At 67.7% G+C, this 22,023-nt stretch carries 21 protein-coding genes; 13 read left to right on the top strand and 8 right to left on the bottom strand.

Going from position 1 to position 22,023, the window contains the following annotated elements:
- From GZ67_RS19585 to wecB, 4 genes are read left to right on the top strand one after another with little or no spacing between them, the layout of a single operon-like run.
- A complete protein-coding gene (locus GZ67_RS19585; protein WP_051662321.1) occupies positions 1 to 1,062 on the top strand; it encodes a glycosyltransferase family 4 protein in 1,062 nt (353 codons plus the stop codon).
- Positions 1,059 to 2,174, top strand: coding sequence for a hypothetical protein (locus GZ67_RS0103755; protein WP_081859869.1), 1,116 nt, complete (start codon positions 1,059 to 1,061; stop codon positions 2,172 to 2,174). The genes GZ67_RS19585 and GZ67_RS0103755 overlap by 4 nt, the downstream gene beginning before the upstream one ends.
- The gene (locus GZ67_RS0103750; protein WP_051662320.1) at positions 2,171 to 3,265 is read left to right on the top strand and encodes a glycosyltransferase family A protein; all 1,095 of its coding nucleotides are present in this window, start codon (positions 2,171 to 2,173) and stop codon (positions 3,263 to 3,265) included. The genes GZ67_RS0103755 and GZ67_RS0103750 overlap by 4 nt, the downstream gene beginning before the upstream one ends.
- Positions 3,266 to 3,274: 9 nt before the next feature.
- Complete coding sequence (gene wecB / locus GZ67_RS0103745) at positions 3,275 to 4,336, top strand: non-hydrolyzing UDP-N-acetylglucosamine 2-epimerase (protein ID WP_029261998.1); 1,062 nt, start codon at positions 3,275 to 3,277, stop codon at positions 4,334 to 4,336.
- Here the strand turns inward: wecB and GZ67_RS0103740 are convergent.
- Complete coding sequence (locus GZ67_RS0103740) at positions 4,282 to 5,556, bottom strand: ArnT family glycosyltransferase (protein ID WP_029261997.1); 1,275 nt, start codon at positions 5,554 to 5,556, stop codon at positions 4,282 to 4,284. The genes wecB and GZ67_RS0103740 overlap by 55 nt on opposite strands.
- Before the next feature lie 84 nt (positions 5,557 to 5,640).
- On the opposite strand from GZ67_RS0103740, the gene GZ67_RS0103735 reads away from it, so the two are divergent.
- Both GZ67_RS0103735 and GZ67_RS0103730 read left to right on the top strand, forming a co-directional pair.
- Positions 5,641 to 6,714, top strand: coding sequence for an acyltransferase (locus GZ67_RS0103735; protein ID WP_029261996.1), 1,074 nt, complete (start codon positions 5,641 to 5,643; stop codon positions 6,712 to 6,714).
- A 51-nt stretch (positions 6,715 to 6,765) separates the two neighbouring features.
- Positions 6,766 to 8,061 carry a nucleotide sugar dehydrogenase gene (locus GZ67_RS0103730; protein WP_029261995.1) on the top strand — a complete coding sequence of 432 codons (1,296 nt, stop codon included), beginning with the start codon at positions 6,766 to 6,768 and terminating at the stop codon, positions 8,059 to 8,061.
- Positions 8,062 to 8,109: 48 nt separating this feature from the next.
- On the opposite strand, the gene GZ67_RS0103725 is transcribed toward GZ67_RS0103730, so the two are convergent.
- Both GZ67_RS0103725 and GZ67_RS19580 read right to left on the bottom strand, forming a co-directional pair.
- Positions 8,110 to 9,075 carry a glycosyltransferase family 2 protein gene (locus tag GZ67_RS0103725; RefSeq protein ID WP_051662319.1) on the bottom strand — a complete coding sequence of 322 codons (966 nt, stop codon included), beginning with the start codon at positions 9,073 to 9,075 and terminating at the stop codon, positions 8,110 to 8,112.
- Complete coding sequence (locus tag GZ67_RS19580) at positions 9,068 to 9,496, bottom strand: GtrA family protein (RefSeq protein ID WP_051662318.1); 429 nt, start codon at positions 9,494 to 9,496, stop codon at positions 9,068 to 9,070. The genes GZ67_RS0103725 and GZ67_RS19580 overlap by 8 nt, the downstream gene beginning before the upstream one ends.
- A 61-nt stretch (positions 9,497 to 9,557) precedes the next feature.
- On the opposite strand from GZ67_RS19580, the gene glf reads away from it, so the two are divergent.
- From glf to GZ67_RS0103705, 3 genes are read left to right on the top strand one after another with little or no spacing between them, the layout of a single operon-like run.
- Positions 9,558 to 10,694 (top strand): UDP-galactopyranose mutase, encoded by a 1,137-nt coding sequence (gene glf / locus GZ67_RS0103715; protein ID WP_029261992.1) that lies wholly within the window; start codon positions 9,558 to 9,560, stop codon positions 10,692 to 10,694.
- A 10-nt stretch (positions 10,695 to 10,704) separates the two neighbouring features.
- Positions 10,705 to 11,496: an ABC transporter permease gene (locus tag GZ67_RS0103710; RefSeq protein ID WP_029261991.1), complete on the top strand. Its 792-nt coding sequence runs from the start codon at positions 10,705 to 10,707 to the stop codon at positions 11,494 to 11,496.
- Positions 11,496 to 12,230, top strand: coding sequence for an ABC transporter ATP-binding protein (locus GZ67_RS0103705; protein WP_029261990.1), 735 nt, complete (start codon positions 11,496 to 11,498; stop codon positions 12,228 to 12,230). The genes GZ67_RS0103710 and GZ67_RS0103705 overlap by 1 nt, the downstream gene beginning before the upstream one ends.
- Before the next feature lie 35 nt (positions 12,231 to 12,265).
- Here GZ67_RS0103705 and GZ67_RS0103700 read toward each other — a convergent pair whose 3' ends face one another.
- The 3 genes from GZ67_RS0103700 to GZ67_RS0103690 are packed head-to-tail and all read right to left on the bottom strand — an operon-like array spanning position 12,266 to position 15,749.
- On the bottom strand, positions 12,266 to 12,877 hold the full coding sequence (locus GZ67_RS0103700; protein ID WP_156027133.1) for a hypothetical protein: 612 nt from the start codon (positions 12,875 to 12,877) through the stop codon (positions 12,266 to 12,268).
- A 2-nt stretch (positions 12,878 to 12,879) separates the two neighbouring features.
- Positions 12,880 to 13,842: a glycosyltransferase gene (locus GZ67_RS0103695; RefSeq protein WP_029261988.1), complete on the bottom strand. Its 963-nt coding sequence runs from the start codon at positions 13,840 to 13,842 to the stop codon at positions 12,880 to 12,882.
- Positions 13,839 to 15,749 (bottom strand): glycosyltransferase, encoded by a 1,911-nt coding sequence (locus GZ67_RS0103690; protein ID WP_029261987.1) that lies wholly within the window; start codon positions 15,747 to 15,749, stop codon positions 13,839 to 13,841. Before GZ67_RS0103690 ends, GZ67_RS0103695 begins: the two co-directional genes overlap by 4 nt.
- 148 nt (positions 15,750 to 15,897) lie before the next feature.
- Between GZ67_RS0103690 and galE the strand changes: the two genes are divergently transcribed.
- Positions 15,898 to 16,887 carry a UDP-glucose 4-epimerase GalE gene (galE, locus tag GZ67_RS0103685; RefSeq protein WP_029261986.1) on the top strand — a complete coding sequence of 330 codons (990 nt, stop codon included), beginning with the start codon at positions 15,898 to 15,900 and terminating at the stop codon, positions 16,885 to 16,887.
- 24 nt (positions 16,888 to 16,911) lie between these two features.
- Here galE and GZ67_RS0103680 read toward each other — a convergent pair whose 3' ends face one another.
- Positions 16,912 to 18,210, bottom strand: coding sequence for an O-antigen ligase family protein (locus GZ67_RS0103680; RefSeq protein ID WP_029261985.1), 1,299 nt, complete (start codon positions 18,208 to 18,210; stop codon positions 16,912 to 16,914).
- A complete protein-coding gene (locus GZ67_RS0103675) occupies positions 18,207 to 19,622 on the bottom strand; it encodes an O-antigen ligase family protein (RefSeq protein ID WP_029261984.1) in 1,416 nt (471 codons plus the stop codon). The genes GZ67_RS0103680 and GZ67_RS0103675 overlap by 4 nt, the downstream gene beginning before the upstream one ends.
- Before the next feature lie 68 nt (positions 19,623 to 19,690).
- Between GZ67_RS0103675 and manA the strand changes: the two genes are divergently transcribed.
- The 3 genes from manA to GZ67_RS0103660 all read left to right on the top strand — a co-directional run.
- On the top strand, positions 19,691 to 20,821 hold the full coding sequence (manA, locus tag GZ67_RS0103670) for a mannose-6-phosphate isomerase, class I (protein WP_029261983.1): 1,131 nt from the start codon (positions 19,691 to 19,693) through the stop codon (positions 20,819 to 20,821).
- A 151-nt stretch (positions 20,822 to 20,972) separates the two neighbouring features.
- Positions 20,973 to 21,293, top strand: coding sequence for a WhiB family transcriptional regulator (locus GZ67_RS0103665; protein ID WP_081859873.1), 321 nt, complete (start codon positions 20,973 to 20,975; stop codon positions 21,291 to 21,293).
- 120 nt (positions 21,294 to 21,413) lie between these two features.
- A partial coding sequence (locus GZ67_RS0103660) for a glycosyltransferase family 2 protein (RefSeq protein WP_029273763.1) occupies positions 21,414 to 22,023 on the top strand: 610 nt, incomplete at its 3' end.

Genomic DNA, 22,023 nt, shown 5'->3' with positions numbered 1-22,023 from the left:
ATGCGGATCCTCATCGTCACCCCGTGGTACCCCACCGTCGACAATCCGCAGACCGGCGTGTTCGTGCAACGCGACGTCGAGACTCTCCGGCGGTCCCACGAGGTGTCGGTGCTGCATCTGAGCACGTCGTCCGATCTGCCGCTCGACGGCGCGGCCGTCGAGCGCATCCCGTATGCGGCGGCGTCACTCCGGGGGATTCGTCGCGCGCGTCGAGCCATCCGTGAACGTGCCGCCGGTGTCGACATCGTGCACAGTCATGCGATCTCCGCCTTGCCTGCCGTGCCCCGGGGGCTGTCTGTTCCCTGGGTTCACACGGAGCACTGGTCCGGCCTGCTCAGCCCGCGTACCGCGCCTCTCCCGGTGCGCGTGGCCGGGGGCTGGATGGCGCGACTGCTCAAGTACCCTGCCGTAGTGGTCGCCGTCAGCGAGCAGCTCGCCGTCGCCGTACGCCGCACGCGCACCGGCCCGACGGTCGTCGTGCCGAACGCCGTGGCTGCGCCGATCGAACCGCCACGCGACGTCACGGACCTCCTCATGGTCGGCGTCGGCGGACTCATCGGCCGGAAGCGCCCCGTGCTCGCCGTCGAAACCGTCGCGGCGCTGGTGGCACGGGGGCGGGATCCTCGTCTCATCTGGGCAGGCGACGGCCCCGAGCGCGATCGCGTGCTCGCCCGGGCCGCCGAACTCGGGGTGCGGGACAGGGTGGAGCTGCGGGGCAACGTAGACCCCGCCGAGATCTCAGGCCTGCTCGGCTCGGCTCGTGTCTTCCTCCTTCCCACGGAAGGGGAGACCTTCGGGGTGGCGATCGCGGAAGCGCTCCGTCATGGACTTCCGGTGGTCGTGGGCGATGACGGCGGCCACACCGAGTACGTCCGCCCCGAAGACGGGGCACTGGTCGGTACGACGGACGCGACGGAGTGGGCGGACGCCGTCGAAGACGTTCTGGATCGAGACCGCGAAGAGATCCGCCGCAGCGCGGAGTTCCGTTTCTCGGACGACGCGCGCAGTGCCGCCTTCGATGCGGTCTACGAGACGGCGCTGGACAGGAAGAGACAAAGATGAAGCTGCTAGTCCTCTCGTTCTCCCGAATCGAGTCGGACCCGCGAGTGCGGCGTCAGATCGAGCTGTTCCGAGACGACTGGGAGATCGTCACCTGCGGCTACGGGCCGAAGCCGGAGGGAAGCGTCGAGCACTTCGAGATCCCCGAAGAGCTCGCGGTCTGGCGCTATCCCCGCGTGGCGATGATCGCCCGACAGTACCGCCGCGCGTACTGGGGAAACCGGGCGCTCGCGTGGGCGCGCGAGCATCTCGGCGGTCATCGATTCGACGTGATCCTCGCCAATGAGGTGGAGTCCGCCGGTGTGGCCGCCGAGCTCGAGCCGTCCAAGGGGTTCCACGTCGATCTGCACGAGTATGCGCCCACGTTGCACACGGAGAAATTGACCTTCCGGCTCTTCGTCGCTCCGTTTCTGCGCTGGCAGCTGCGGAAGTTCGTCTCGCGAGCATCCTCCACCACGACCGTCGGCCGTGCCATCGCCGACCGCTATCGACGCGAGTTCGGCTTCGACACGAAGCTCGTGATGAACGCGCCCGCCTACTCGGAGCGCGAACCTCACCCGACGTCGTCACCGATCCGGGTCGTCCACGCCGGTGCGGCGTTGCGCAATCGCGGACTCGGCACGCTCATCGAGGCGATGGAGCGGACGTCGGCCGATGTCACCCTCGACCTGTATCTCCCACCGAATGATCCGGCGTACCTGGAGGAACTCCGGGCAGCGGCCGCACGGGTGCCGGCGGTCCGCATGCATGAGCCGGTACCTTTCGACTCGTTGATCGACACCCTCGCCGGCTACGACGTCGGCATCCACATCCTCGCGCCCACCAACTACAACAACGCGTATGCGATGCCGAACAAGTTCTTCGAGTACGTGCAGGCGCGACTCGGGCTCGTGATCGGACCGTCGCCGGAGATGTCCGCCACGCTCACGCGCCACGGACTGGGAGTCGTCGCCGATGACTTCTCGGCCGACGCCGTGGCACGTGCGCTCGATGCCCTCACCCCGGAGCGCGTCGACGGATTCAAGGCGGCGGCCGCGGACGCGGCACGCGAACTGTCCGCCGAAGCGCAGATGCCGGTGTGGAAGAGCGCCATCGACACGATTGCGGGCCGATGACGATGGTCACGTCCGCACAGGTCGATGTGCTCGTCCCCGTGCACTCCGAGTCGCGGCCGGTACGCCGACTGGCGCAGAGCGTCCTCGAGCACACGAACGTGCCGGTGCGACTTCTCGTCGTGGCGCACAACATCGAGGAGCAGCGCATCCGCGCGGCGCTCGGGCCGTACGCCGAGGACGCCAGGGTCGACGTCGTCGGGTTCCGTGACGGGATCCCGTCGCCGGCCGGACCGATGAACTTCGCCCTCGACCGGGTGACCGCTCCGTGGTTCACGAAGATCGACTCTGATGATCGACTCAGCCCGGGCGCTCTGGACGGCTGGGTCCGCCGCGCCGAGACACGAGGGGCGGATGCCGTCCTGCCGGCGATGCTGCTCCCCACCGTCGGGGAGGGGTTTCCCACGCCGCCGCGCCGTCCCGGTCGCGTCGTGCTGGACCCCGTGCGTGATCGTCTGAGCTACCGCACGAGCACGATGGGCCTCTTCTCGGCCGACCTCCGCCAGCAGGCACGCCCGGTGGAGGGATTGGAGACGGGGGAGGACATCGCACCGAGCCTCCGATTGTGGTTCGGTGCGCGCAAGGTGGTCGCCGCGGGTGACGGCGACGCCTACCTCGTCGGCGACGATGCCGTCGACCGGGTCACCGAATCCGCTCGAACGCTCGCGACCGAACTCGCCTTCGCGCCGCTGCTCGTCGCCGAGGACATGTGGGGCGCGCTCGGCGAGGCGGCTCGGGCGGCTGTGGTCCGAAAACTCATCCGCGTGCACGTGCTCGGGGCGCTCGGCCGACGCGAGCTGGACGCCACCGTCGTGAGCGATGCGGCGAACGCACTGGAGACGCTGCTCAGGTCGGCGCCGTCGGCGCTGCGCTCGCTCTCGCGTCTCGACGTCGAACTCATCGATCGGCTGCGGGCGCGAGCCGCGGTCGAAGACGTCGCCGCTCTCGTCGAACGGCGACGGCGGTACGCGCAGCCCCGCGCGATGCTCACGCCGTCGCTGCACCGCACCCTCGACCGCGACGCTCCGCTGCGTTTCCTCTCGGCTTCGCTCCTCGCACAGCGCCGGGCGCGACGGGCGGCGCGCGCCGCATAGGATCGTAGGGTGAAGATCCTCAGCGTCGTCGGCGCCCGCCCGCAGTTCGTCAAGCTCGCCCCCATCGACCGCGCCGCGCGTGAGGCCGGAGTGGAACACGTCATCGTGCACACCGGTCAGCACTACGATCCGATGCTCTCGGACATCTTCTTCTCCGAGCTCGGCATCTCGAGTCCCGACGTGCACCTCGGTGTCGGCTCGGGGAGTCACGGTGTGCAGACCGGGGCGATGCTGGGACAGCTCGATGCCGTCTTCGACGCCCATGCACCGGATTGGGTGCTGGTCTACGGTGATACGAACTCGACGGTGGCGGCCGCGTTGAGCGCAGTCAAGATGCACATACCCGTCGCGCATCTCGAGGCCGGGTTGCGATCGTTCAACCGTCGCATGCCCGAGGAGCACAACCGTGTTCTCACCGACCACGCGGCGGACATCCTGCTGGCGCCGACCGAGGTCGCCATGGCGCACCTCGCCGACGAGGGCCTCAAGGCCCGTTCGGTCCTGGTCGGCGATGTGATGACGGACGTCCTCTACTCGACCAGGGACGAGCTCTCGGGTGAGCCCTCCGCGCTCATCGACGAGCTGGGACTCACGCCCGGCGAATTCCAGGTCGCGACCATCCACCGTGCGGAGAACACCGACGATCCGGTACGTCTCGCGCAGATCATCGAGGCTCTGGGAGCGCTCGCCACTCCCACGGTCCTGCTCGCGCACCCGCGGCTGGTGGCCAAGGCAGCAGAAGCCGACATCGACCTCGAGCAGGGCAACCTGCGGGTGCACCGTCCGCTCGCGTACCGGGACCTCATCGCCGCGGTGCTCAGCAGCGGACACGTCGTCACCGATTCGGGTGGACTGCAGAAGGAGGCTTTCCTGCTGCGCGTGCCGTGCACGACCGTGCGCACCGAGACCGAGTGGGTCGAAACCGTGCAGCTCGGCTGGAACGCCCTGGTCTCGGACCCCTCGGTACTGGCCGAGACCGTCGCACGTCCTGCCCCGTCGCCGACCGACGAGGCTCCCTACGGAGACGGCTCCGCGGCGCGACGCGTCGTCGAGGTGCTGTCCGCCGGCTGAGGCCCGTCGTCCGGCTGAGGCCCGCGGTCAGGCTCGGCCGCCCCTTCCGACTCGGACGCCTCCGGCTCGGAATCGTCGGGCGCGCCCGGAAGGCCGGTCGGATTGGTCCGCGATCGCTGCACCCAGGTCACGGTCGCGCTGACGAGCATCCCGGCGGCGAGAAGCCAGAAGATCAGCCCGGGAGTCGCGTACCGGAACTGCGTGGGCGTGCCGTTCGTGATGTTGTAGATCGCCGTGGCGGCGATGGCGCCGAGCAGCAGGTGCGACTCCACGCGTCGCCAGAAGATGATCATGCCCGCGACCGCGAGGCAGATCAGCACGAGCAACGAACGATCGCCGCGCAGCATCGTCACGACATCAGCTCTGACGATGTCGAATGCCATGCGCGGAACGTTGAGGAGGGCTTCGCCCAGCGAGCTCGCGCCGGCCTGCATGAGGAACTGGTCCAGCTGCGAGAACGAGGGGAAGATGAGCGTTTGCAGGACTTGGCAGCCGATCGTCGCCGCGCCCACGATGATCGCGGGGAGCATCATGCGGCTGTTGCGACGCTCGATCAGTGAGCCGATGACCCACGCGGCGATGAAAGCCCCGGCCATGATCAGGGTCGCCTGGCGGGTGAAGGCCGAGAGCACCGTGACCGCGCCGATCGCGATCAGCATCCAGGGTCGGGGCTTCTCCAGCCAACGCCACGCGAGCAGCAGTGCGACGGCGGTGAAGAGCGCCGAGAGGCCCTCGGTGAGCATCCCGGTTCCGATGGAGACGAGGAACATCGACGTGTTCAGGAGCAGGCCGATGAGAAGCGCGACGAGGGTGCCGAAGCGACGACGGAGCATGATCACCGCGATGACCATGAGTGCGGCCGTCGCCAACAGGGGGATGACGGCGAGGCCGGCCGGACCGAAGAGTGCGATGAACGGGGCGCTGAGGGTCGGGAGCACCACGCGCGGCTGCACCAGGCCCCATCCGAACAGATCCTCCACGGGAGGGACGTCGATGTTGCGCGGGCCCGCGTAGTCCACGGTGAGCTGCCGCGCCGTCTCGGGATCGTTCCCGAGGAAGAGGTACGCCATGGCGAGGTAGTAGCGCGAGTCCGGATAGAACATCCGGTACCACCTCACATACGTGGCGTACGTGAGGAGGAACGTCGATGCGAGGATCGTCCACAGGAGGAGCGTGCTGCGGTGGCGCAGAAACCAGGTGCGCGCGGGAGAGTGTGCCATGGCGATATCACGCTAGCACGGAGGTTTCGCGGTGGCGGCTCGGCGGTTTCGATGCGCGCGTCGTGGACGGGATAGCGTACGGGGGTGACATCGCTTCCAGGTACTCTCACTCACCGACGCTGGGGACTCGACATCCTTCGCATCGTGGCGATCATCGGCGTGGTCAGCATCCACACCTTCGGAGCTCTGCGCTCGTCTCCCGAGCTGGAGGGCTCGCGCTCCTGGTGGGTGGCGGTCGCGCTGAACGCCGGATTCATCTGGGCGGTCCCGGTCTTCGTCATGATCAGCGGCGCCCTGCTACTCGATGCGCGGCCGCATGCCGCCGGTCCCACCGCGTTCTACCGTCAGCGTCTGGTCCGCCTCGCGCCGGCCTTCATCTTCTGGCAGGTCTTCTACCTGATCGTCGTGCGGCAGTGGATGAGCGGGCTCGACGAGAGCGCGGCGACGATGCTCGCGCTCGTCCTGCGCGGACAGCCCTACACACACCTCTACTTCCTCTGGCTCATCGTCGGCCTCTACGCCATCGCGCCGGTTCTGCGCCCGTTTCTCAGAGACGGCGGCCGCGGGCGGGCGCTCATGTTCGCAGGGGTCCTCATCCTGGTCACTGTCGCGACGTACTCGACATCGGCACTGCTGGCGTGGGCAGGGAGCCCCTCGCCGATCATCCTGAGCGCACTCACGCAGTGGCTGCCCTACGTCGGCTACTTCGTGGCCGGATACGCGCTGCGTGATCTCCGTCTGACCGGTGCGCGCCTGTGGGCGTGCGGCGCGATCGCGGCAGTGGCGATCGGGTGGACGATCCTTCAGGCGGGTGCCGTCGACCCCGCGTCGCTGCTCGCAGCGCTGCTTCCGCAGAGCTATCTCGGCCCCGTCACGGTCGTGATCGCCGTCACCCTCTTCGTCTTCGTCAACAGCCTCTTCTCCGGTGACGTCGGCGCCGGTACGGGGCGGGTCATCCGGACCCTGTCGGAGGCGACCTTCGGGGTCTACCTCGTGCATTTCGCGCTCCTGATCGCCGTGCGGTCCGTGCCCTGGTTCGCCGATGCCGCGACCACGTCCGTCGTGTCGGCCGTTCTGGTGTGGCTCATCGTGGTCGTGCTGTCGTTCGCGCTGGTCGTGCCGTTGCGTCGTGTGCCGGTGATCGGGCGCATCTTCTGACCGCGGTCGCCGAGCGCTCTGGGACCTCTGCCGCCCCGTAGACTGGACCCCATGCGTATCGCCGTCGTGGCCCTCGGAAAGATCGGGCTTCCCCTCGCCGTCCAGTTCGCCTCATCCGGCCATGACGTCATCGGAGTCGACGTCAACCAGAAGGCCGTCGACACCATCAACGCCGGGCGCGAGCCCTTCCCCGGCGAGGCGCACCTCCAGGAGAGACTCGCCGAGCTCATCCCCGCCGGTCGTCTGCGTGCGACGACCGACTACGCCGAGGCGATTCCCGGCGCGGATGCCGTCGTGCTGGTGGCGCCGGTCTTCGTGAACGACGAGACCTGGGAGCCGGACTTCAAGTACATGGACGCGGCGACCGCGTCGCTCGCCGAGCACCTCACCCCGGGAACCCTCGTGTCCTACGAGACCACGCTGCCCGTGGGGACGACGCGCAACCGCTGGAAGCCGATGCTGGAAGAGGGATCGGGCCTCACGGAGGGCGAGGACTTCTTCCTCGCCTACTCGCCGGAGCGTGTGCTCACCGGGCGCGTCTTCGAAGACCTCCGCAAGTACCCGAAGCTCATCGGCGCCCTCTCCGCCGAGGGAAACCGCCGTGCGCGCGAGTTCTACGAGGCCGTCCTCCAGTTCGACGAACGCACCGACCTGCCCCGCCCCAACGGCGTCTGGGACCTCGGGAGCACCGAGGCCTCCGAGATGGCGAAGCTCGCCGAGACCACCTACCGTGACGTGAACATCGGCCTGGCCAACCAGTTCGGCCTCTTCGCGGCATCCCACGGCATCGACGTCTACAAGGTCATCGAAGCCTGCAACTCCCAGCCGTACAGCCACATCCACCGGCCCGGCATCGCCGTCGGCGGACACTGCATCCCCGTCTACCCGCGGCTCTACCTGGCGACCGATCCCGACGCGGACATCGTGCGGGTCGCCCGTCAGCTCAACGCGTCGATGCCGGAGCGTCTCGTGGCACAGGCGGAGGGGATCCTCGGGTCGCTCTCCGGTCAGCGCGCGGTGGTCCTGGGCGCGGCCTACCGCGGAGGCGTCAAGGAGACGGCCTTCTCGGGAGTCTTCCCCACGGTCAAGGCGCTACGGGATCGTGGCGCCGAGGTGCGGGTGCACGACCCGCTCTACACCGACGAAGAACTGCGCGGCCTCGGCTTCGAGCCCTACGAGATCGGTGAAGAGGTCGACCTCGCGATCCTGCAGACCGACCACGCCGACTACCGCGAGCTCGCTCCCGCACAGCTGCCCGGAGTCAAGCTGCTCGTCGACGGTCGCGCGGCCACCGACGCCGAGCGATGGACGGGCACTCCCCGCATCGTGGTCGGCACGGCGGCCTAGCGCTGTGAGGAAGAGCGGGCGGCCGGCATCTGTCGGCCGCCCGCTCTTTCATACCCTGGCGTCGAACGGCGAGTACGTCGGCGTCGAGGGCGTCGCCTGGATGTCGAGCTGCAGCGCGCTGATCAGCATCTGCGTCCCGATCATGAGCGGGAGCGCCGCGAGCATGACCGTGGCTGCGGTCGCCACGACCGAGCTCGCGATCTGGAACATCACCCAGACGGCGATGCCGAGCCCGACGACGAAAAGCAGCAGGCCCATGAACAGCAGAAGCGCGATGGGGGAGAAGGACCACAGCACGTAGCGGTACCAGATCCGCGACCAGTAGCCGACCGTCAACCGGTGCAGAAGCTCGGGGACGACCTTGCTCAAGCGGATGCTGGAGACCTCGTCGCCGTACACCGCGGGAATGGGCACGTCGGTCGCCGGAACCTGGAGGATGTTCAGGTGGATGAGCAGATCATTCTCGAAGCTGTAGCGTTTCGCGACGCGCTCGAGCGGCACCCGTGCGAGAGCCTCGGTGCGGATCGCCGTGTACCCGTTCTGCGGATCGAAGAGGTTCCAGTAGCCGGAAGCCAGCTTCGTGAAGAAGGAGAGCACGACGTTGCCGAACACTCGATACCCCGGCATGCCGCGGAACGACTCGGGGGAGTAGAAGCGGTTGGCCTTGGCGAACCCGAAGCCGCCGTCCGTGACCTTGTCCAGCAGTGTGGGCAGGTAATCGGGGTCCATCTGCGCATCGCCCGCCATCACGACGTTGACATCCGCGCCCAGGTCCATCGCGGTCCGGTGCGCGGTGATGATCGCACCGCCGACGCCCTGGTTCTCCTCATGACGGATCAGCGTCACGCGGGGATCCTCGATGCTGCGGACGACGTCGCTGGTCCCGTCCGGGCTGCAGTCGTCGACGATCACGATGTGATCGACGTAGTCCGGCATCGTCTGGATGACCTTCGCGATCATCTTCTCTTCTTTGTACGCGGGGACGACGGCCGCGATGACCGCATTCTTATACATCCGAACTCCGAGCCGGTGGATTGGTGAACACCCAGTAACGATAGGCGAAGTAGTTCCAGACGGTGGTCGCGATCACGGCGAGCACCTTGCCGACGAACCATCCGCCACCGAGCGAGTCGACGAACCACACGATCGCCGTCGTCGCGATCGTGTTGAAGATCACCAGCGCGGTGTAGCGGGCGACGCTGGGCACGACCTTCGAATCGGAGGCGAACGCGACGACCCGCTGCAGCGTGTAGGTGACGGCGAACGAAGCGAGGAAGGCGACGGGGGTGGCGACGGCGAGCGGCACGCCGAGGAGGTCGTGAGCGATCCAGAGCAATCCGGCATCGACCAGGAAGCAGAATCCGCCGATGACGAGGTAGCGAACCGCGCTGTGGCTCCAGATGCGGCGCACGGCACCGCCGACTCGATTCGGCATGGTTCCAGTCTCTCAGACGACACGCGCAGGTTCGGGCAGTCGCCGCCGATACGATTGGTGCATGGATCTTCTCGTCGTCGGGTCGGGTTTCTTCGGCCTCACCATCGCTGAGCGCGCCGCTGAAGCCGGCCGCAAGGTAACCGTCATCGACCGCCGCCCTCACATCGGCGGCAACGCCTACAGCGAGGCGGAGCCCGAGACCGGCATCGAGGTCCACCGCTACGGTGCGCACCTCTTCCACACCTCGAACGCGACGGTGTGGGAGTACGTCAACCGCTTCACCAGCTTCACGAACTACGTCCACCGCGTCTACACGACGCACAAGGGCACGGTCTTCCCGATGCCGGTGAACCTCGGCACGATCAATCAGTTCTTCCAGTCGGCTTACACGCCCGACCAGGCGCGTGCACTGGTCAAGGAGCAGGCGGGCGAGTTCGATGCCAAGACGGCCGCGAACTTCGAGGAGAAGGGCATCGCCCTCGTCGGGCGCCCCCTTTTCGAGGCCTTCTTCCGCGACTACACCGCGAAGCAGTGGCAGACCGATCCGCAGAAGCTCTCGGGCGACATCATCAGCCGCCTTCCCGTGCGCTACACGTACGACAACCGCTACTTCAACGACACCTGGGAGGGCCTTCCCACGGACGGCTACACCGCGTGGCTGGAGCGCATGGCGGACCACCCCAACATCGAGGTCAAGCTCGGCGTCGACTACTTCGACGACGCGCAGCCGCTCAGCAAGAAGGCGACCGTCGGTCAACTCCCGGTCGTCTACACCGGACCGGTCGACCGCTACTTCGACTACACCGAGGGGGCGCTGAGCTGGCGGACGCTCGACTTCGAGCAGGAAGTGCTGAACGTGGGCGACTTCCAGGGCACGAGCGTCATGAACTACCCGGACATGGATGTGCCGTACACCCGCATCCACGAGTTCAAGCACTTCCACCCGGAGCGCAAGGACGTCTACGCGCAGGACAAGACGGTGATCATGCGCGAGTTCTCGCGTTTCGCCGAGCGCGAGGACGAGCCGTACTACCCGGTGAACACCCCGGCCGACCGGGAAGGGCTGCTGGCCTACCGCGAACTCGCCAAGGGGGAGAAGGCGGTCCATTTCGGCGGCCGGCTCGGTACGTACCAGTACCTCGACATGCACATGGCCATCGGCTCGGCGCTGTCGCTCTGGAACAACACTCTCTCCTAGACTCGACATCGTGAGTCACGCTGCTGTCGGGGCGCCCGGGACGCCCCGGCGCTATCTGCATTCGTTGTGGCTGCTGTCCGCCCGCGACCTGAAGGTCCGGTACGCGACGAGCTCCCTCGGCTACCTGTGGTCGATCCTCGATCCGCTCGTCATGAGCGCGATCTACTGGTTCGTCTTCACGCAGGTCTTCAACAGGAGCGTCGGCGAAGATCCGTACATCGTCTTCCTCATCGTCGCGTTGCTGCCCTGGGTGTGGTTCAACACCTCGGTGTCCGACTTCACCCGGGCGTTCAAGAAGGACGCGCGGCTCGTGCGGTCCACGGCGATCCCGCGCTCGATCTGGGTGAACCGCATCGTGCTCAGCAAGGGGATCGAGTTCCTGCTCTCGATTCCGGTGCTCGTCCTCTTCGCCGTGTTCAGCGGCGCTCATGTGAACTGGATGCTGCTCTGGTTTCCGGTCGCGGTACTCCTGCAGATCATGCTGCTGGTCGGTCTCGGGCTCCTGGTCGCCCCGCTCTGCGTGCTGTACTCGGATCTCGAGCGCACCACCGCGCTGATTCTCCGCGCCCTGTTCTACGCGTCGCCCGTCATCTACAGCTTCCGTGATCTCCCGGCGCCCTTCGACACCATCGGGGCGTTCAACCCGCTCGCGGGCATCTTCACGCTCTATCGGGTCGGTTTCTTCCCCGACCTGTGGCAGACCGCGCCGGTGGTCATCAGTGCCGTGATGTGCATCGTCATCCTCGCTCTCGGTGTGTGGACCTTCCGGAGCCTCGAACGACCTGTGCTGAAGGAGCTGTGATGTCGGCGGCGATTGAAGTGCAGGGTCTCGGAGTCCGGTTCCGCCGGAACCGGAGGGGCCGACGCAGTTTCAAGGACCTCTTCTCCGGTTCCTCGCGACGTTCGCGTCCCGGTGAGTTCTGGGCGCTCCGTGATGTGTCCTTCACTGTGCAACCGGGGGAATCGATCGGCGTGGTGGGACGTAACGGGCAGGGCAAATCCACGCTGCTCCGCCTGGTCGCCAAGGTTCTGCTCCCCGACGAGGGGACCGTCTCCGTGAACGGCGGCGTCGCCCCCCTGATCGAGATCACCGGCGGATTCGTGGGCGACCTCACCGTGCGTGAGAACGTGCGGCTGACGGCCGGCCTGCACGGGATGTCCCGCGACGAGGTATCCCGTCGCTACGACGACATCATCGCGTTCGCGGAGCTCGCCGGCTTCGAGGAGACGCCCTACAAGCACCTCTCGAACGGCATGAAGGTCCGGCTCGCGTTCTCCGTCGTGTCCCAGCTCGACGAACCGATCCTGCTGGTGGACGAGGTGCTCGCCGTCGGCGACAAGGCCTTCCGCGACAAGTGCTACAAGCGCATCGACGAGCTGCTGGCCGAGGGACGGACGCTGTTCTTCGTCAGCCACAACGAGCGCGATCTCCGACGGTTCTGCACCCGCGGACTCTACCTCGACAAGGGCGCGCTGGCGCTGGATGCGCCGATCGCCGAGGTGCTGGACCGCTACAACGCCGACTACGCGGTGTAGCGATCAGCGCTTCGACGAGCTGATCGACGGTCCGCTCAGAGACCCACCAGGCTCCGGAGGGCGGTGACGGACTTCCGTGCCGCATCCACGGCAGCGGGGACACCGGAATCGTTCGTGATCGCCGCCTGGAGTTGCGTGAGACGCTGGGCGTAGTCCGTCACACCGTCGTACCACTTCGAGGCGATGGATGAAGGCGCCTGCGCATCCGACAGTCGCTGCGCGTCCTGCTGCAGCGTGTCGACGACGGGGAGGGCGTCCTGCCCGCTGGCGCCCGCGATGATGTCGAGCCCGCGGGGTGCGGAGTTCAGCCATCCGCTCACCTGTCCGCGGAACACCTCGACGGTGGGGTCGGTCGCCGGGGGAGGCGTGAGGGCCGGTGTCGGCTCCGGCTCGGGAGCGGCGGTGGTCGTCGGCGTGGCCGTCGGCGTCGGCGTCGTCGTCGGAGTTGGAGTCGTCGACTCCGTCGGCGTCGGCGATGCGGACTCCGACGGGGTGGGGGCGTCGCCCCGCGGCAGGAGGAAGAACAGCAGCAGGCCCACGATCGCGAGAGCGGCGACCGAGAGGCCGACGATGAGCCATATCCGTCCGGTCCGCCTCGGCTGCGGAGGCAGAGGTGCCCAGCGCAGTTCCGGCTGCGAATCGTCCATCGTCACCCCTCCAGAGGAGGCATCGGCTGCCAGCTGCGGTCCCGGCCGGCCTTGCCGCCGTCGCGGATGCCGCGGAAGAGGTTGCTCGTGCCGCGCACGGTCCTCTCGACGAACACGAGCCGGATGAGTTCCTTGAAGAACGTCGCCGCGGTGCCGAGGCCGAAGAGCACCGGGTTGTAGACGCCGTGGACGCGGTAGTACTGCTTGATGAATCCGCGGTTGCGCATGATGTAGTAGCGGTACGCATTGCTGGACGCGTTCATGTGGCGGATGCCCATGTCCCACTGCTTGATCTCACGGGTGCGGCGCAGCACGAACTCGTCGACGATCACCGCGGTCGTCAGCCGCGAGGCCAGCCACCCGTACATCTGGTCGTCCCAGTAGATGAAGAACCGCGGGTCGGGGAGGCCGATCTGCTGCACGATCGAGCGATGGATGAACATGCCCTCGAAGCATCCGCTGTTCATCTCCTTGTAGCCCGTCTCGTCGAAGCCGGACGGAGCGAACGGAATGGGGATGCCCATGCGCTCGGCGATGCGGTACTGCCAGTAGAACTCGCTGCCGTCGTAGTCGAAGCGGCGCCCTTGGATGCTCTTGAACCGGCTGCTCCAGGCGCCCATCTTCGCGAGCCCCTCGGTGAGCACCTCGACGTCGTCGTCCATCATCCAGATCCACTCGGAGCCGAGCTCGTACGCGGTGCGCATGCCTTCGCTGAAGCCGCCGGAGCCGCCGGTGTTCTTCTCGAGTCGCCGGTACACGATCTCGGTGCCGATGTCCTCGCGGAACGATTCGACGACGTCGGTGGTGTCGTCTGCCGAGGCGTTGTCGATGATCACGACGTGGCCGGGCTTGGGGTCCATCGCGGTGATGCTCGTGAGCAGACCCGAGAGCAGGTGAGAGCGGTTGAAGGTGACGATGACGATCGTCGCGGCCGTGGGGTCGAATGCAGCGGGCGCCGCGGTCATGCCTTCTCCTCGAAGATCTGCTGCCAGGACTGGGGTGAGACGAGATCGGGCAGCGCCTCGCGGTACTGCTTCTGCAGATCCGGCCAGCGGCGGCGGAGTTCGGCATGCAGCCGCACCGTGTCACGCAGCATCCGCCGGTACTTCGCGCGATCACGCGTGTAGATGTTCTTTCCGGAGCCGTCGGCGGCACTCACCAGTGCGCTGTCGAACGCCGGGACGCGCCACCAGTGCGCGTCTTCCTTGCCGAACTCGACCTCGGGCTGTGCGATGTTCGCCGGGTTCGGGCGGTGGAGGAAGTGCGAGGTCAGCGTGGAGAGGGTGAACAACCGCAACCGCATCCCCTTCGGGCTGTCCAGGTCGTTCTTCGGGAGCTGCTTGTACACCTGGCGGCCGCGACGCGCGTGCAGCACGGCGGACGGGTCGCGGTGCACGACCGTCTCCGGATAGTCGGCGGCGAGGGCACGGGCGGCGGGCATGGCCGTCGCCAGGTTGCGACGCATGTGCTCGGGTCCGGACAGGACATCGCGCAGTGCCTGTGCACGCAGTGCCACGGGGTAGTACTGCATCATCATGAGGTGCTTGAGGTCGACGCGGCGGCTGTGGACGAGCAGTCGACCGCCCCTCGGCGCGTTCGAGTGCAGGAGCCCCGCCACGATCCGGTTGCGGGCGTGGAAGTACGCCTGCCAGTCGATCGTGTCGTCCTTGTTGACCCAGGAGACGTGCCAGAGCGCCACTCCCGGCATGGACACGGTCGGGAAGCCTGCCTCGCCGGCGCGGAGGCAGAACTCGGCGTCGTCCCACTTGATGAATGCGGGCAGGGAGAGGCCGACCTTGCGGATCGCATCGAGGGGGATGAGACACATCCACCAACCGTTGTAGTCGGCGTCCATGCGCATGTGCAGGAGCGTGGACTGCCGCAGGTTCGAGACGCCGAAGTCGTGCGGCATCTTCTCCTGATACAGGTTGCGCCACATGAACGGATGCTCGTCGACGACCTCGGCCCAGCCGTGCAGTTTCGGGCGGTCGAGCAGGTCGAACATGTGACCGCCGACCAGCACCGGCGTCGTCGCGTACTGACCGAAGACGATGGAGCGGCGCAGTGATTCCGGCTCGAGCCGCACATCGTCGTCGAGGAGCTGCACGAAGTCGCTCTCCGGACGCTGGAGCGTCTCGTGCATGGCCCGAGCGAATCCTCCGGATCCGCCGAGGTTGTCCTGACGGATCACCTGGAGCGTCTCGCCGAGGCTCGTGGCGACGTCGTCGTAGCCCTCCTGATCCGCGACGAGCTGGGTCCCCTGATCGATCAGGAAGATGCGATCCACGAACTCCAGAGCGTCCGGCGACGCGGCGAGTGCCCGCAGGGTCTCGACGCAGTAGTCGGGCTTGTTGTAGGTGGTGATGCCGAGCGAGGCCTTGCCGGTGCGCTTCGGCTCCTGGTCGGTCGTCCACTCCGCGCCCTCGAGCACGGCGGGCTTCTCATCGGCCACGATGTCGAACCAGATCCAGCCGCCGTCGCTGTACTGTGTGAGCTCGAGGTCGAAGGACGTCGATGCCTCGCCCGTCACCTCGCGGGTGGCCACGCGCTGGCGGACGCCGGAACCGTTGGAGCGGTACACGAGGATCGTCGCGGGACCCGTGGTGCGCACCGTGAGCTGCACCTGCCGAACGCTCGTCCAGTGCTGCCAGTACGACGCGGGGAAGGCGTTGAAGTACGTTCCCATCGACACACGCCGCCCCGCCACGATCCGGGCGCGATGCCGCCCGAGGATGTTCCCGAGGTGAGCGCGGTTCGAGACGCGGACGGGTTCGTCCTCGATCACGGACCAGGTCTCCGGGTCGGCGTAGAGCGGAAGAAGGTCGGGGTCGCGATCAAGTGGGAAGACGACGTTCTGAAGGACGTGGGCCACTGGCAGGTTCTCCGATGTTGGTGCCGCAGGCCACTGTCAGAGGACAGTGCGGGACTCGACGAGCAGTGAGTAGCCTACCGTCGATGACCTTCGCATCTGCGGAGAGTCGCCCCGTGCCCCCTCGGATGCGCTGGGTAGACTGACCGCGATGAAGGTACTGATCACCGGCGGTGCCGGCTACATTGGCTCAACCGTCGCGACGGCATGCATCGAGGCCGGAATCGACGTCGTCATCCTCGACGACCTCTCCACGGGGCTTCGATCCTTCGGCGAGGGCCGTAACCTCTACGTCGGCGACATCGCCGACGGCTCGGTGGTGGAGGCGCTGCTCGCGGATCATCCGGACATCGACGCCGTGATCCACTGTGCTGCCCGCATCGTGGTGCCGGAGTCGGTTGCCGACCCGCTCGGGTACTACGACGCCAACGTGGGCAAGACGATCGCGCTGCTGCGGCGTCTGCGCGACGCCGGTATCCCGCGTATCGTGTTCAGCTCCTCGGCATCCGTCTATGCCGGTGAGACGGGCGACGGCGTGGACGAGGGCGGCGCGCTCGCGCCGTCGAGCCCGTACGCCAAGACCAAGGCGATGGTCGAGCAGATCCTCGATGACGCCGCGACGGCGGGGGACTTCCGCGCGATCGCGCTGCGCTACTTCAACCCGATCGGTGCCGACCCGCGGCTGCGGACGGGTTTGCAGAACCCGACGCCGTCGCACGCGCTGGGAAAGATCATGCAGGCGCGCGTGGCGGGGGAGGCCTTCACCATCACGGGCACGGATTGGCCGACCCGCGACGGCTCCGGTCTTCGCGACTACATCCACGTCTGGGACCTCGCTCTCGCGCATGTCGCGGCCGTGCAGAAGTTCGATGAGGTCGCCACGCCGGACGACCCCTACCAGGTGATCAACCTCGGCACGGGAGACGGCGTGACGGTGCGCGAACTCGTCGCGGCATTCGAGCGGGTGACGGGCGAGCCGCTTCCGGTGACGGAGACCGACCGCCGCCCCGGCGATCAGGCCGGTGCATTCGCGATCGTGGACCGCGCTGCGGCGGTGCTCCAGTGGCACGCCGAACGGTCGGTCGACGACGGGGTCCGCGACGCGATCGCCTGGGCGGAGAAACTGCGCGCCACGCTCTGACACCGCGAGCGGCGACTGCGTCGGCTATTCCAGCGAACGCAGCGTCGAGATCGCGCCTGTGTGGGCGGCATCGATGTTCTCGCGCCAGGAGCGCGACTGTCCGGCGCGCAGCGCGCACAGCACGAGCATGAACCACCCGGCTCCGACCAGCGTGAAGCTCTCGAACATCGAGTCGACGGCGAGAGTGACGAGGATGATCGGCGTCCACGCGTAGACCACCGACCGCCGGACGCTCGCGACCAGCCAGGATCGGATCAGTGCGACCCCGCCGAGGAGCAGGAAGAGCACCAGCCCTGCGGCCCCGAGCTGGAGCAGCACGTCGAAGAACGCGTTCAGCGCGCTCTGGTGATGGTCGTCGAGTTGGAAGTTGATGTAGGTGAACGGGTACTCGCCGCGCGCCCAGTCGCCGAACCACCCCCAGCCCTGGATCGGCTTGAGGGCGACGAAGTCGAGGATCGTGTTCCAGAGCGACGCGCGCATCGAGAAGTCCGATCCGGCATCGAGCAGGGCGATGATCTGATGGCGCAACGCGAACGCGATCGTGAGTGCGAGCGCCACCAGGACGCCGAGCATCCACTGCACGAGGTTTCGCCGCGCCGGCGACGTGTGCCGCACGATCGTGAGGGCGAGCGTCACGATGCCGACCGCGACCGCGAGCACGAGCACGGTGGGAGAGGCCGAGAGGAACGCCAGAGACCCGGCGAGGCCGACCGAGACCACCGCGAGAGGAGCGTTCACCGACTGCGTCCGCCACTCGATCACGAAGGTGATCAGGGCGATCACCGCGACGAATCCGAGCATGTTGCGGCTGCCGAACAGGCCCTGCACCGGGCCGCCGGCGGCGAGGTCGCCCTGGATCGCGAGGAAGGTGAAGGGCACGTCGAGCAGGATGCCGGAGAGGATCTCGACCCCGAGGGAGAGGGCCAACAGTGCACGCAGGGTGTCGCCGATGGCGCGCACGGTCTGCAGTGTGTCGCGGATATGGCCGATGGTGATCGCGAGGAATGCGTACCCGAACAGCGACATCCATCCGAAGAACGTGTCCGAGCGGTCCGTCGTCCACACCATGCTCACCAGGGCCCAGCCCAGGAAGGCGAAAAGCGACGAGGGAGCGATGCGCAGCGGGGAGAGCTCGTCGCGGCGCACCCAGAGGATCGCGGCGCCGAGCACGCACAGCACCGCGATGATCGTGGCCAGGGTGACCGTCGAGGTCATCCGTCCGATCGCGTACGAGCCGAAGATGGCGGTGAGCGCCGTGAGCGTGAAGGCTCGCGCGAGCTCCACGGAGCCGAGCAGGCGGACCAACGGCCGGACCGGTGTCACGGAACCCGCCGTTGCCGCGTGCCGCGTTCGAAGACCAGATCGCGTTCCCCGACGCCCACCAGCGGCACCGACTTCAGCTTGAAGGACAGGAGCACCAGGAGCATCCACCCCCAGAGCATGATCGGCGTCGACTCCGAGAAGCCCTGGACCAGCAGCACCACGGTGAACAGGCTCGGAAGCAGGGTCAGCGGAGAGAAGGGACGTCGGGCGTGGAGATCCCAGCGGGGCCGGTCGACCGCGAAGAACCAGGAGCGCCACAGCAGGCTCAGGTACGCGATCCCCATCAGGATCACGCCCAGCACGCCGAGCTGGAACAGCACGTCGAGCCACATGTTGTGGGCGTGGAACACCGTGATGCCGTGATCCACGATCCAGTGGTCGAAGGCGGGGTCCGTCGGGATCCACGGACTGGAGAACCCGTTGCCGAACAGGGGGTGCTCCCGCACCCGCTCGAGCACCTTCGACCAGATCAGGTCGGAGCGGCCGGTGAGGTCGGAGCTGCGCCCGACCAGTCCGAGTAGCGGTTCGCGCAGCAGCCAGACGGCGGCGGCGGCCAGTGCTGTGCCGCCGATGGCCGTCACATAGATGCGCGTGCGGGCGCCCGGGGTGCGGGCGCGGCGCATCAGCAGCGCCACGAGGAGGACCAGCGCGGCGGCGGCCGCGCATGCGAGGGCGGTGACCGACGACGTACGCAAGAGGAAGTACGCCGCGAGCAGCATCCACAGGGCGAGCGTCGTGCGCCAGCGGGCGCGAGCGGCGAACAGCACGCCGAAGGTGATGATCGCGAACAGCGAGATGATCGCCAACAGGTTCGCGTTGCCGACGATGCCCTGGATCCGTCCGCCGTCGAAGAGGTTGTCCCTGACCCAGTACCACTGCGGGTCGATCTCCCCCTTCGGCACGGTCGCGAAGTTCGGCAGCAGCGGCCCGTGCAGGACGAGTGAGACCCACAGCTCGATCGCCAGCGAGAGCCCGAGGATCCACTTGAAGGCGGACGAGAGGGCCCGGATGATCTCGTGCCAGGTGAGCACGTGGGCGATGAACAGCCCGTTCACGGTGACGGCCGCCAGCAGCACCCAGGTGATCAGCGTCGGTCCTCGCCATTGGGACCACGCGACCGAGACCAGGGCGAGTGTCGCGTATCCCATCGCCGTCCACGGCAGGCGACGCCAGCGGAACGGCTGCGGGCGGTTCCGGGCGAGCATCGGGATACCGATGCCGAGCGTCGCGAGAGTGAAGACGACGAGGGTGACGGCGGCGCCCTCCATGCCGATGAGGTTGTACACCGCGGTGTGCGCGAAGGTCACGATGAGCACGAGGATCACATAACCGCGCAGCAGAAGGTGCCCCGTCGACTCGCGCTCCGGCGCCGAGGGCGGGGCTGTCACCGGGTGCTTGGTGTACTGGGCCATCGCGTTCAGGCTACCGCGCCGCGCTCGGCGCGTGCCTGAACGCCGCAGCGCGGCTCTACGCTGGTGGCATGCTGCTGAGCCTCACGAACGCACCCCGCGACTACGCCTGGGGATCCGACTCCCTCCTCGCCGGACTCGAAGGGCGCACGCCGACCGGTGCCCCCGAGGCGGAGGTGTGGTTCGGGGATCATCCCGGCGATCCCGCGGACGTCGCGGGTGGCGGTACCCTCGATCAGATCACCGGCGGCACGCTCCCGTACCTGTTGAAGCTGCTCGCCGCGGGCGGGCCGCTCTCGATCCAGGTGCATCCGACGATCGCGCAGGCGCGCGACGGCTGGGCGAGGGAGAGCGGGCTCGCCGCAGACGACCCGCAGCGCAACTATCGCGACGACAACCACAAACCCGAACTCATCGTGGCTCTCAGCGAGCGGTTCGAATCGCTGAGCGGCCTGCGCCCGGTGAAGGACACGCTCGCTCTGCTGGACCTGCTGGACGACAGCGACGGCGTCGCACAGCTCCGCGCCCGTCTCGGGGGCGGAGCCGATGAGCTGCGGGATGCCATCGGGTGGTTGCTCGGAGGCGACGTGCAGCGAGAGGTCGACGAGATCATCGCCGCGGTGGTGCGGGCAGCGGAGCGAACCGACACGGGGGAGTGGGGCACGACGCTGAGTGCCATCGCGGGCGTGGCGGCGAACTACCCGGGCGATCCTGGGGTGGTCGTGGCGCTGCTGATGAACCATGTCGTGCTGCGACGAGGAGAGGGCGTGTTCCTGCGCGCCGGCCTTCTGCATGCCTACCTCTCGGGTCTCGGCGTCGAGATCATGGCGGCGAGCGACAACGTGCTTCGCGGCGGGCTGACTCCCAAGCGCATCGACGTCCCCGAGCTGCTGGCGATCCTCGACCCGACGCCCGGTGAGGTCCCGGTGCTGCGGCCTGCGGAGGGCGACGCGGTCACGGTCTATCCGGTTCCCGTACCCGACTTCGCGCTCAGCAGGGTCACGGTGGGGGGCGCTCCGATCACGGTCGAGGTCTCGGGACCGACGATGGTGCTCGCGACCGCAGGGGCCATCACGGTCACCTCTTCGTCCGGCGAGGAAGTGCAGGTCCCCGTGGGAAGCGTGGCTTTCGCGGGCGGCGACGAGAGCATGCTCACCGTGTCCGGCGAGGGCGAGGCGTTCGTGGCCGGACCGGGGCGCTGAACGCCGCGCCGCGACACGCCGATGGATCGTCATGAACCTTCAAGACCGTATTGAGGGTTTACGATCCGCGACTTGACCGGAGCGAATGACACGGGTGTAATTAGTCATGCGCACGGCCCGCCGGGGGGCGGAGACAGGGTTGGAGATCGAGATGACGGGATACCGTTCCGACGTACCGGAGAATTGGTTCGTCGATCCGATCAACCTCGGTGTTCCCGGGGTGCGACGCACGGACGCCGCCGACGACGACAACGCCCTCGCCTGGCAGGCCGACGCCCTCTGCTCGCAGACGGATCCTGAGGCCTTCTTCCCGGAGAAGGGCGGATCGACCAGAGACGCCAAGCGGATCTGCACCACCTGCGACGTGCGTGGCGAATGCCTCGAGTACGCGCTCAACAACGATGAGCGCTTCGGCATCTGGGGCGGACTCTCCGAGCGCGAGCGCCGCAAGCTCAAGCGTCGCGCCAGCTGATCGGCGTCGCGCCAGCTGATCGGCTGAGCCGGTCGCCGCGGGCTGCGGCCGCATCGCTTCGCAGGCGCGCCGCGTCCACTGCTCCAGGGCAGGTCTTGACACGCATAGGCTGACGACGTCATGCCAGCCCGAGTTCACGCAATCATCGTCGCGCGCCCCGGATCCTCGTCCCGCGCGCAACTCCTCCGCACTCTCGAAGCCGTTCGCTCCCAGACCTCGCCCGCCGAGGCGGTGACGCTCGTCATGTGCGGCGATGCATCTTCCCTGCGCGAGAGCGAAGCCGTCGCGGCCGTCGTCGAGGGGATCATCGAAGCTCGCACGACGACCTCGTTCGCTGAGGCGGTGGAGCTCGCGCGTCCCCGTGTGAACGCAGGCTCCGCGATCTGGCTGCTCGCGCAGGACACGGCTCCGCATCCGCGGGCGCTGGAGCGGCTCCGGGGAACGCTCGAGCGTTCGCCCTCCGCGGCGATCGTCGCGCCCAAGCTCGTCGCGACCGACAACGATCGGGAGATCGTCTCACTCGGTGTCAGCATGACGACCTTCGGTCGCTCGGTCGAACTCGCGGCAGGGGAACTCGACCAGGGACAGCACGACCGCATGGACGACGCGCTCGGTTCCGACGTGCGCGGCGTCCTCATCCGCGGAGAGGTCCGCGACGCGCTGCGACCCGATCCCGCGCTCGCCGGCGCCGACGAAGGCCTCGATCTGGGCGTCCGTGCGCGCCTGGGCG

It is taken from the genome of Microbacterium sp. Cr-K20 (assembly GCF_000708325.1).
GTDB lineage: Bacteria > Actinomycetota > Actinomycetes > Actinomycetales > Microbacteriaceae > Microbacterium.
This window is presented reverse-complemented; position numbering and strand designations above follow the sequence as displayed.

Coding starts and splice junctions, on each gene's coding strand:
- GZ67_RS19580 (WP_051662318.1), bottom strand. CDS start 9,496: ATGCCGAATCGAGTCGGCGGTGCCGTGCGCCGCATCTGGAGCCACAGC.
- GZ67_RS0103750 (WP_051662320.1), top strand. CDS start 2,171: ATGACGATGGTCACGTCCGCACAGGTCGATGTGCTCGTCCCCGTGCAC.
- GZ67_RS0103695 (WP_029261988.1), bottom strand. CDS start 13,842: ATGACCGCGGCGCCCGCTGCATTCGACCCCACGGCCGCGACGATCGTC.
- glf (WP_029261992.1), top strand. CDS start 9,558: ATGGATCTTCTCGTCGTCGGGTCGGGTTTCTTCGGCCTCACCATCGCT.
- GZ67_RS0103725 (WP_051662319.1), bottom strand. CDS start 9,075: ATGTATAAGAATGCGGTCATCGCGGCCGTCGTCCCCGCGTACAAAGAA.
- GZ67_RS0103665 (WP_081859873.1), top strand. CDS start 20,973: ATGACGGGATACCGTTCCGACGTACCGGAGAATTGGTTCGTCGATCCG.
- GZ67_RS19585 (WP_051662321.1), top strand. CDS start 1: ATGCGGATCCTCATCGTCACCCCGTGGTACCCCACCGTCGACAATCCG.
- GZ67_RS0103740 (WP_029261997.1), bottom strand. CDS start 5,556: ATGGCACACTCTCCCGCGCGCACCTGGTTTCTGCGCCACCGCAGCACG.
- galE (WP_029261986.1), top strand. CDS start 15,898: ATGAAGGTACTGATCACCGGCGGTGCCGGCTACATTGGCTCAACCGTC.
- manA (WP_029261983.1), top strand. CDS start 19,691: ATGCTGCTGAGCCTCACGAACGCACCCCGCGACTACGCCTGGGGATCC.
- GZ67_RS0103705 (WP_029261990.1), top strand. CDS start 11,496: ATGTCGGCGGCGATTGAAGTGCAGGGTCTCGGAGTCCGGTTCCGCCGG.
- GZ67_RS0103675 (WP_029261984.1), bottom strand. CDS start 19,622: ATGGCCCAGTACACCAAGCACCCGGTGACAGCCCCGCCCTCGGCGCCG.
- GZ67_RS0103730 (WP_029261995.1), top strand. CDS start 6,766: ATGCGTATCGCCGTCGTGGCCCTCGGAAAGATCGGGCTTCCCCTCGCC.
- GZ67_RS0103755 (WP_081859869.1), top strand. CDS start 1,059: ATGAAGCTGCTAGTCCTCTCGTTCTCCCGAATCGAGTCGGACCCGCGA.
- GZ67_RS0103700 (WP_156027133.1), bottom strand. CDS start 12,877: ATGGACGATTCGCAGCCGGAACTGCGCTGGGCACCTCTGCCTCCGCAG.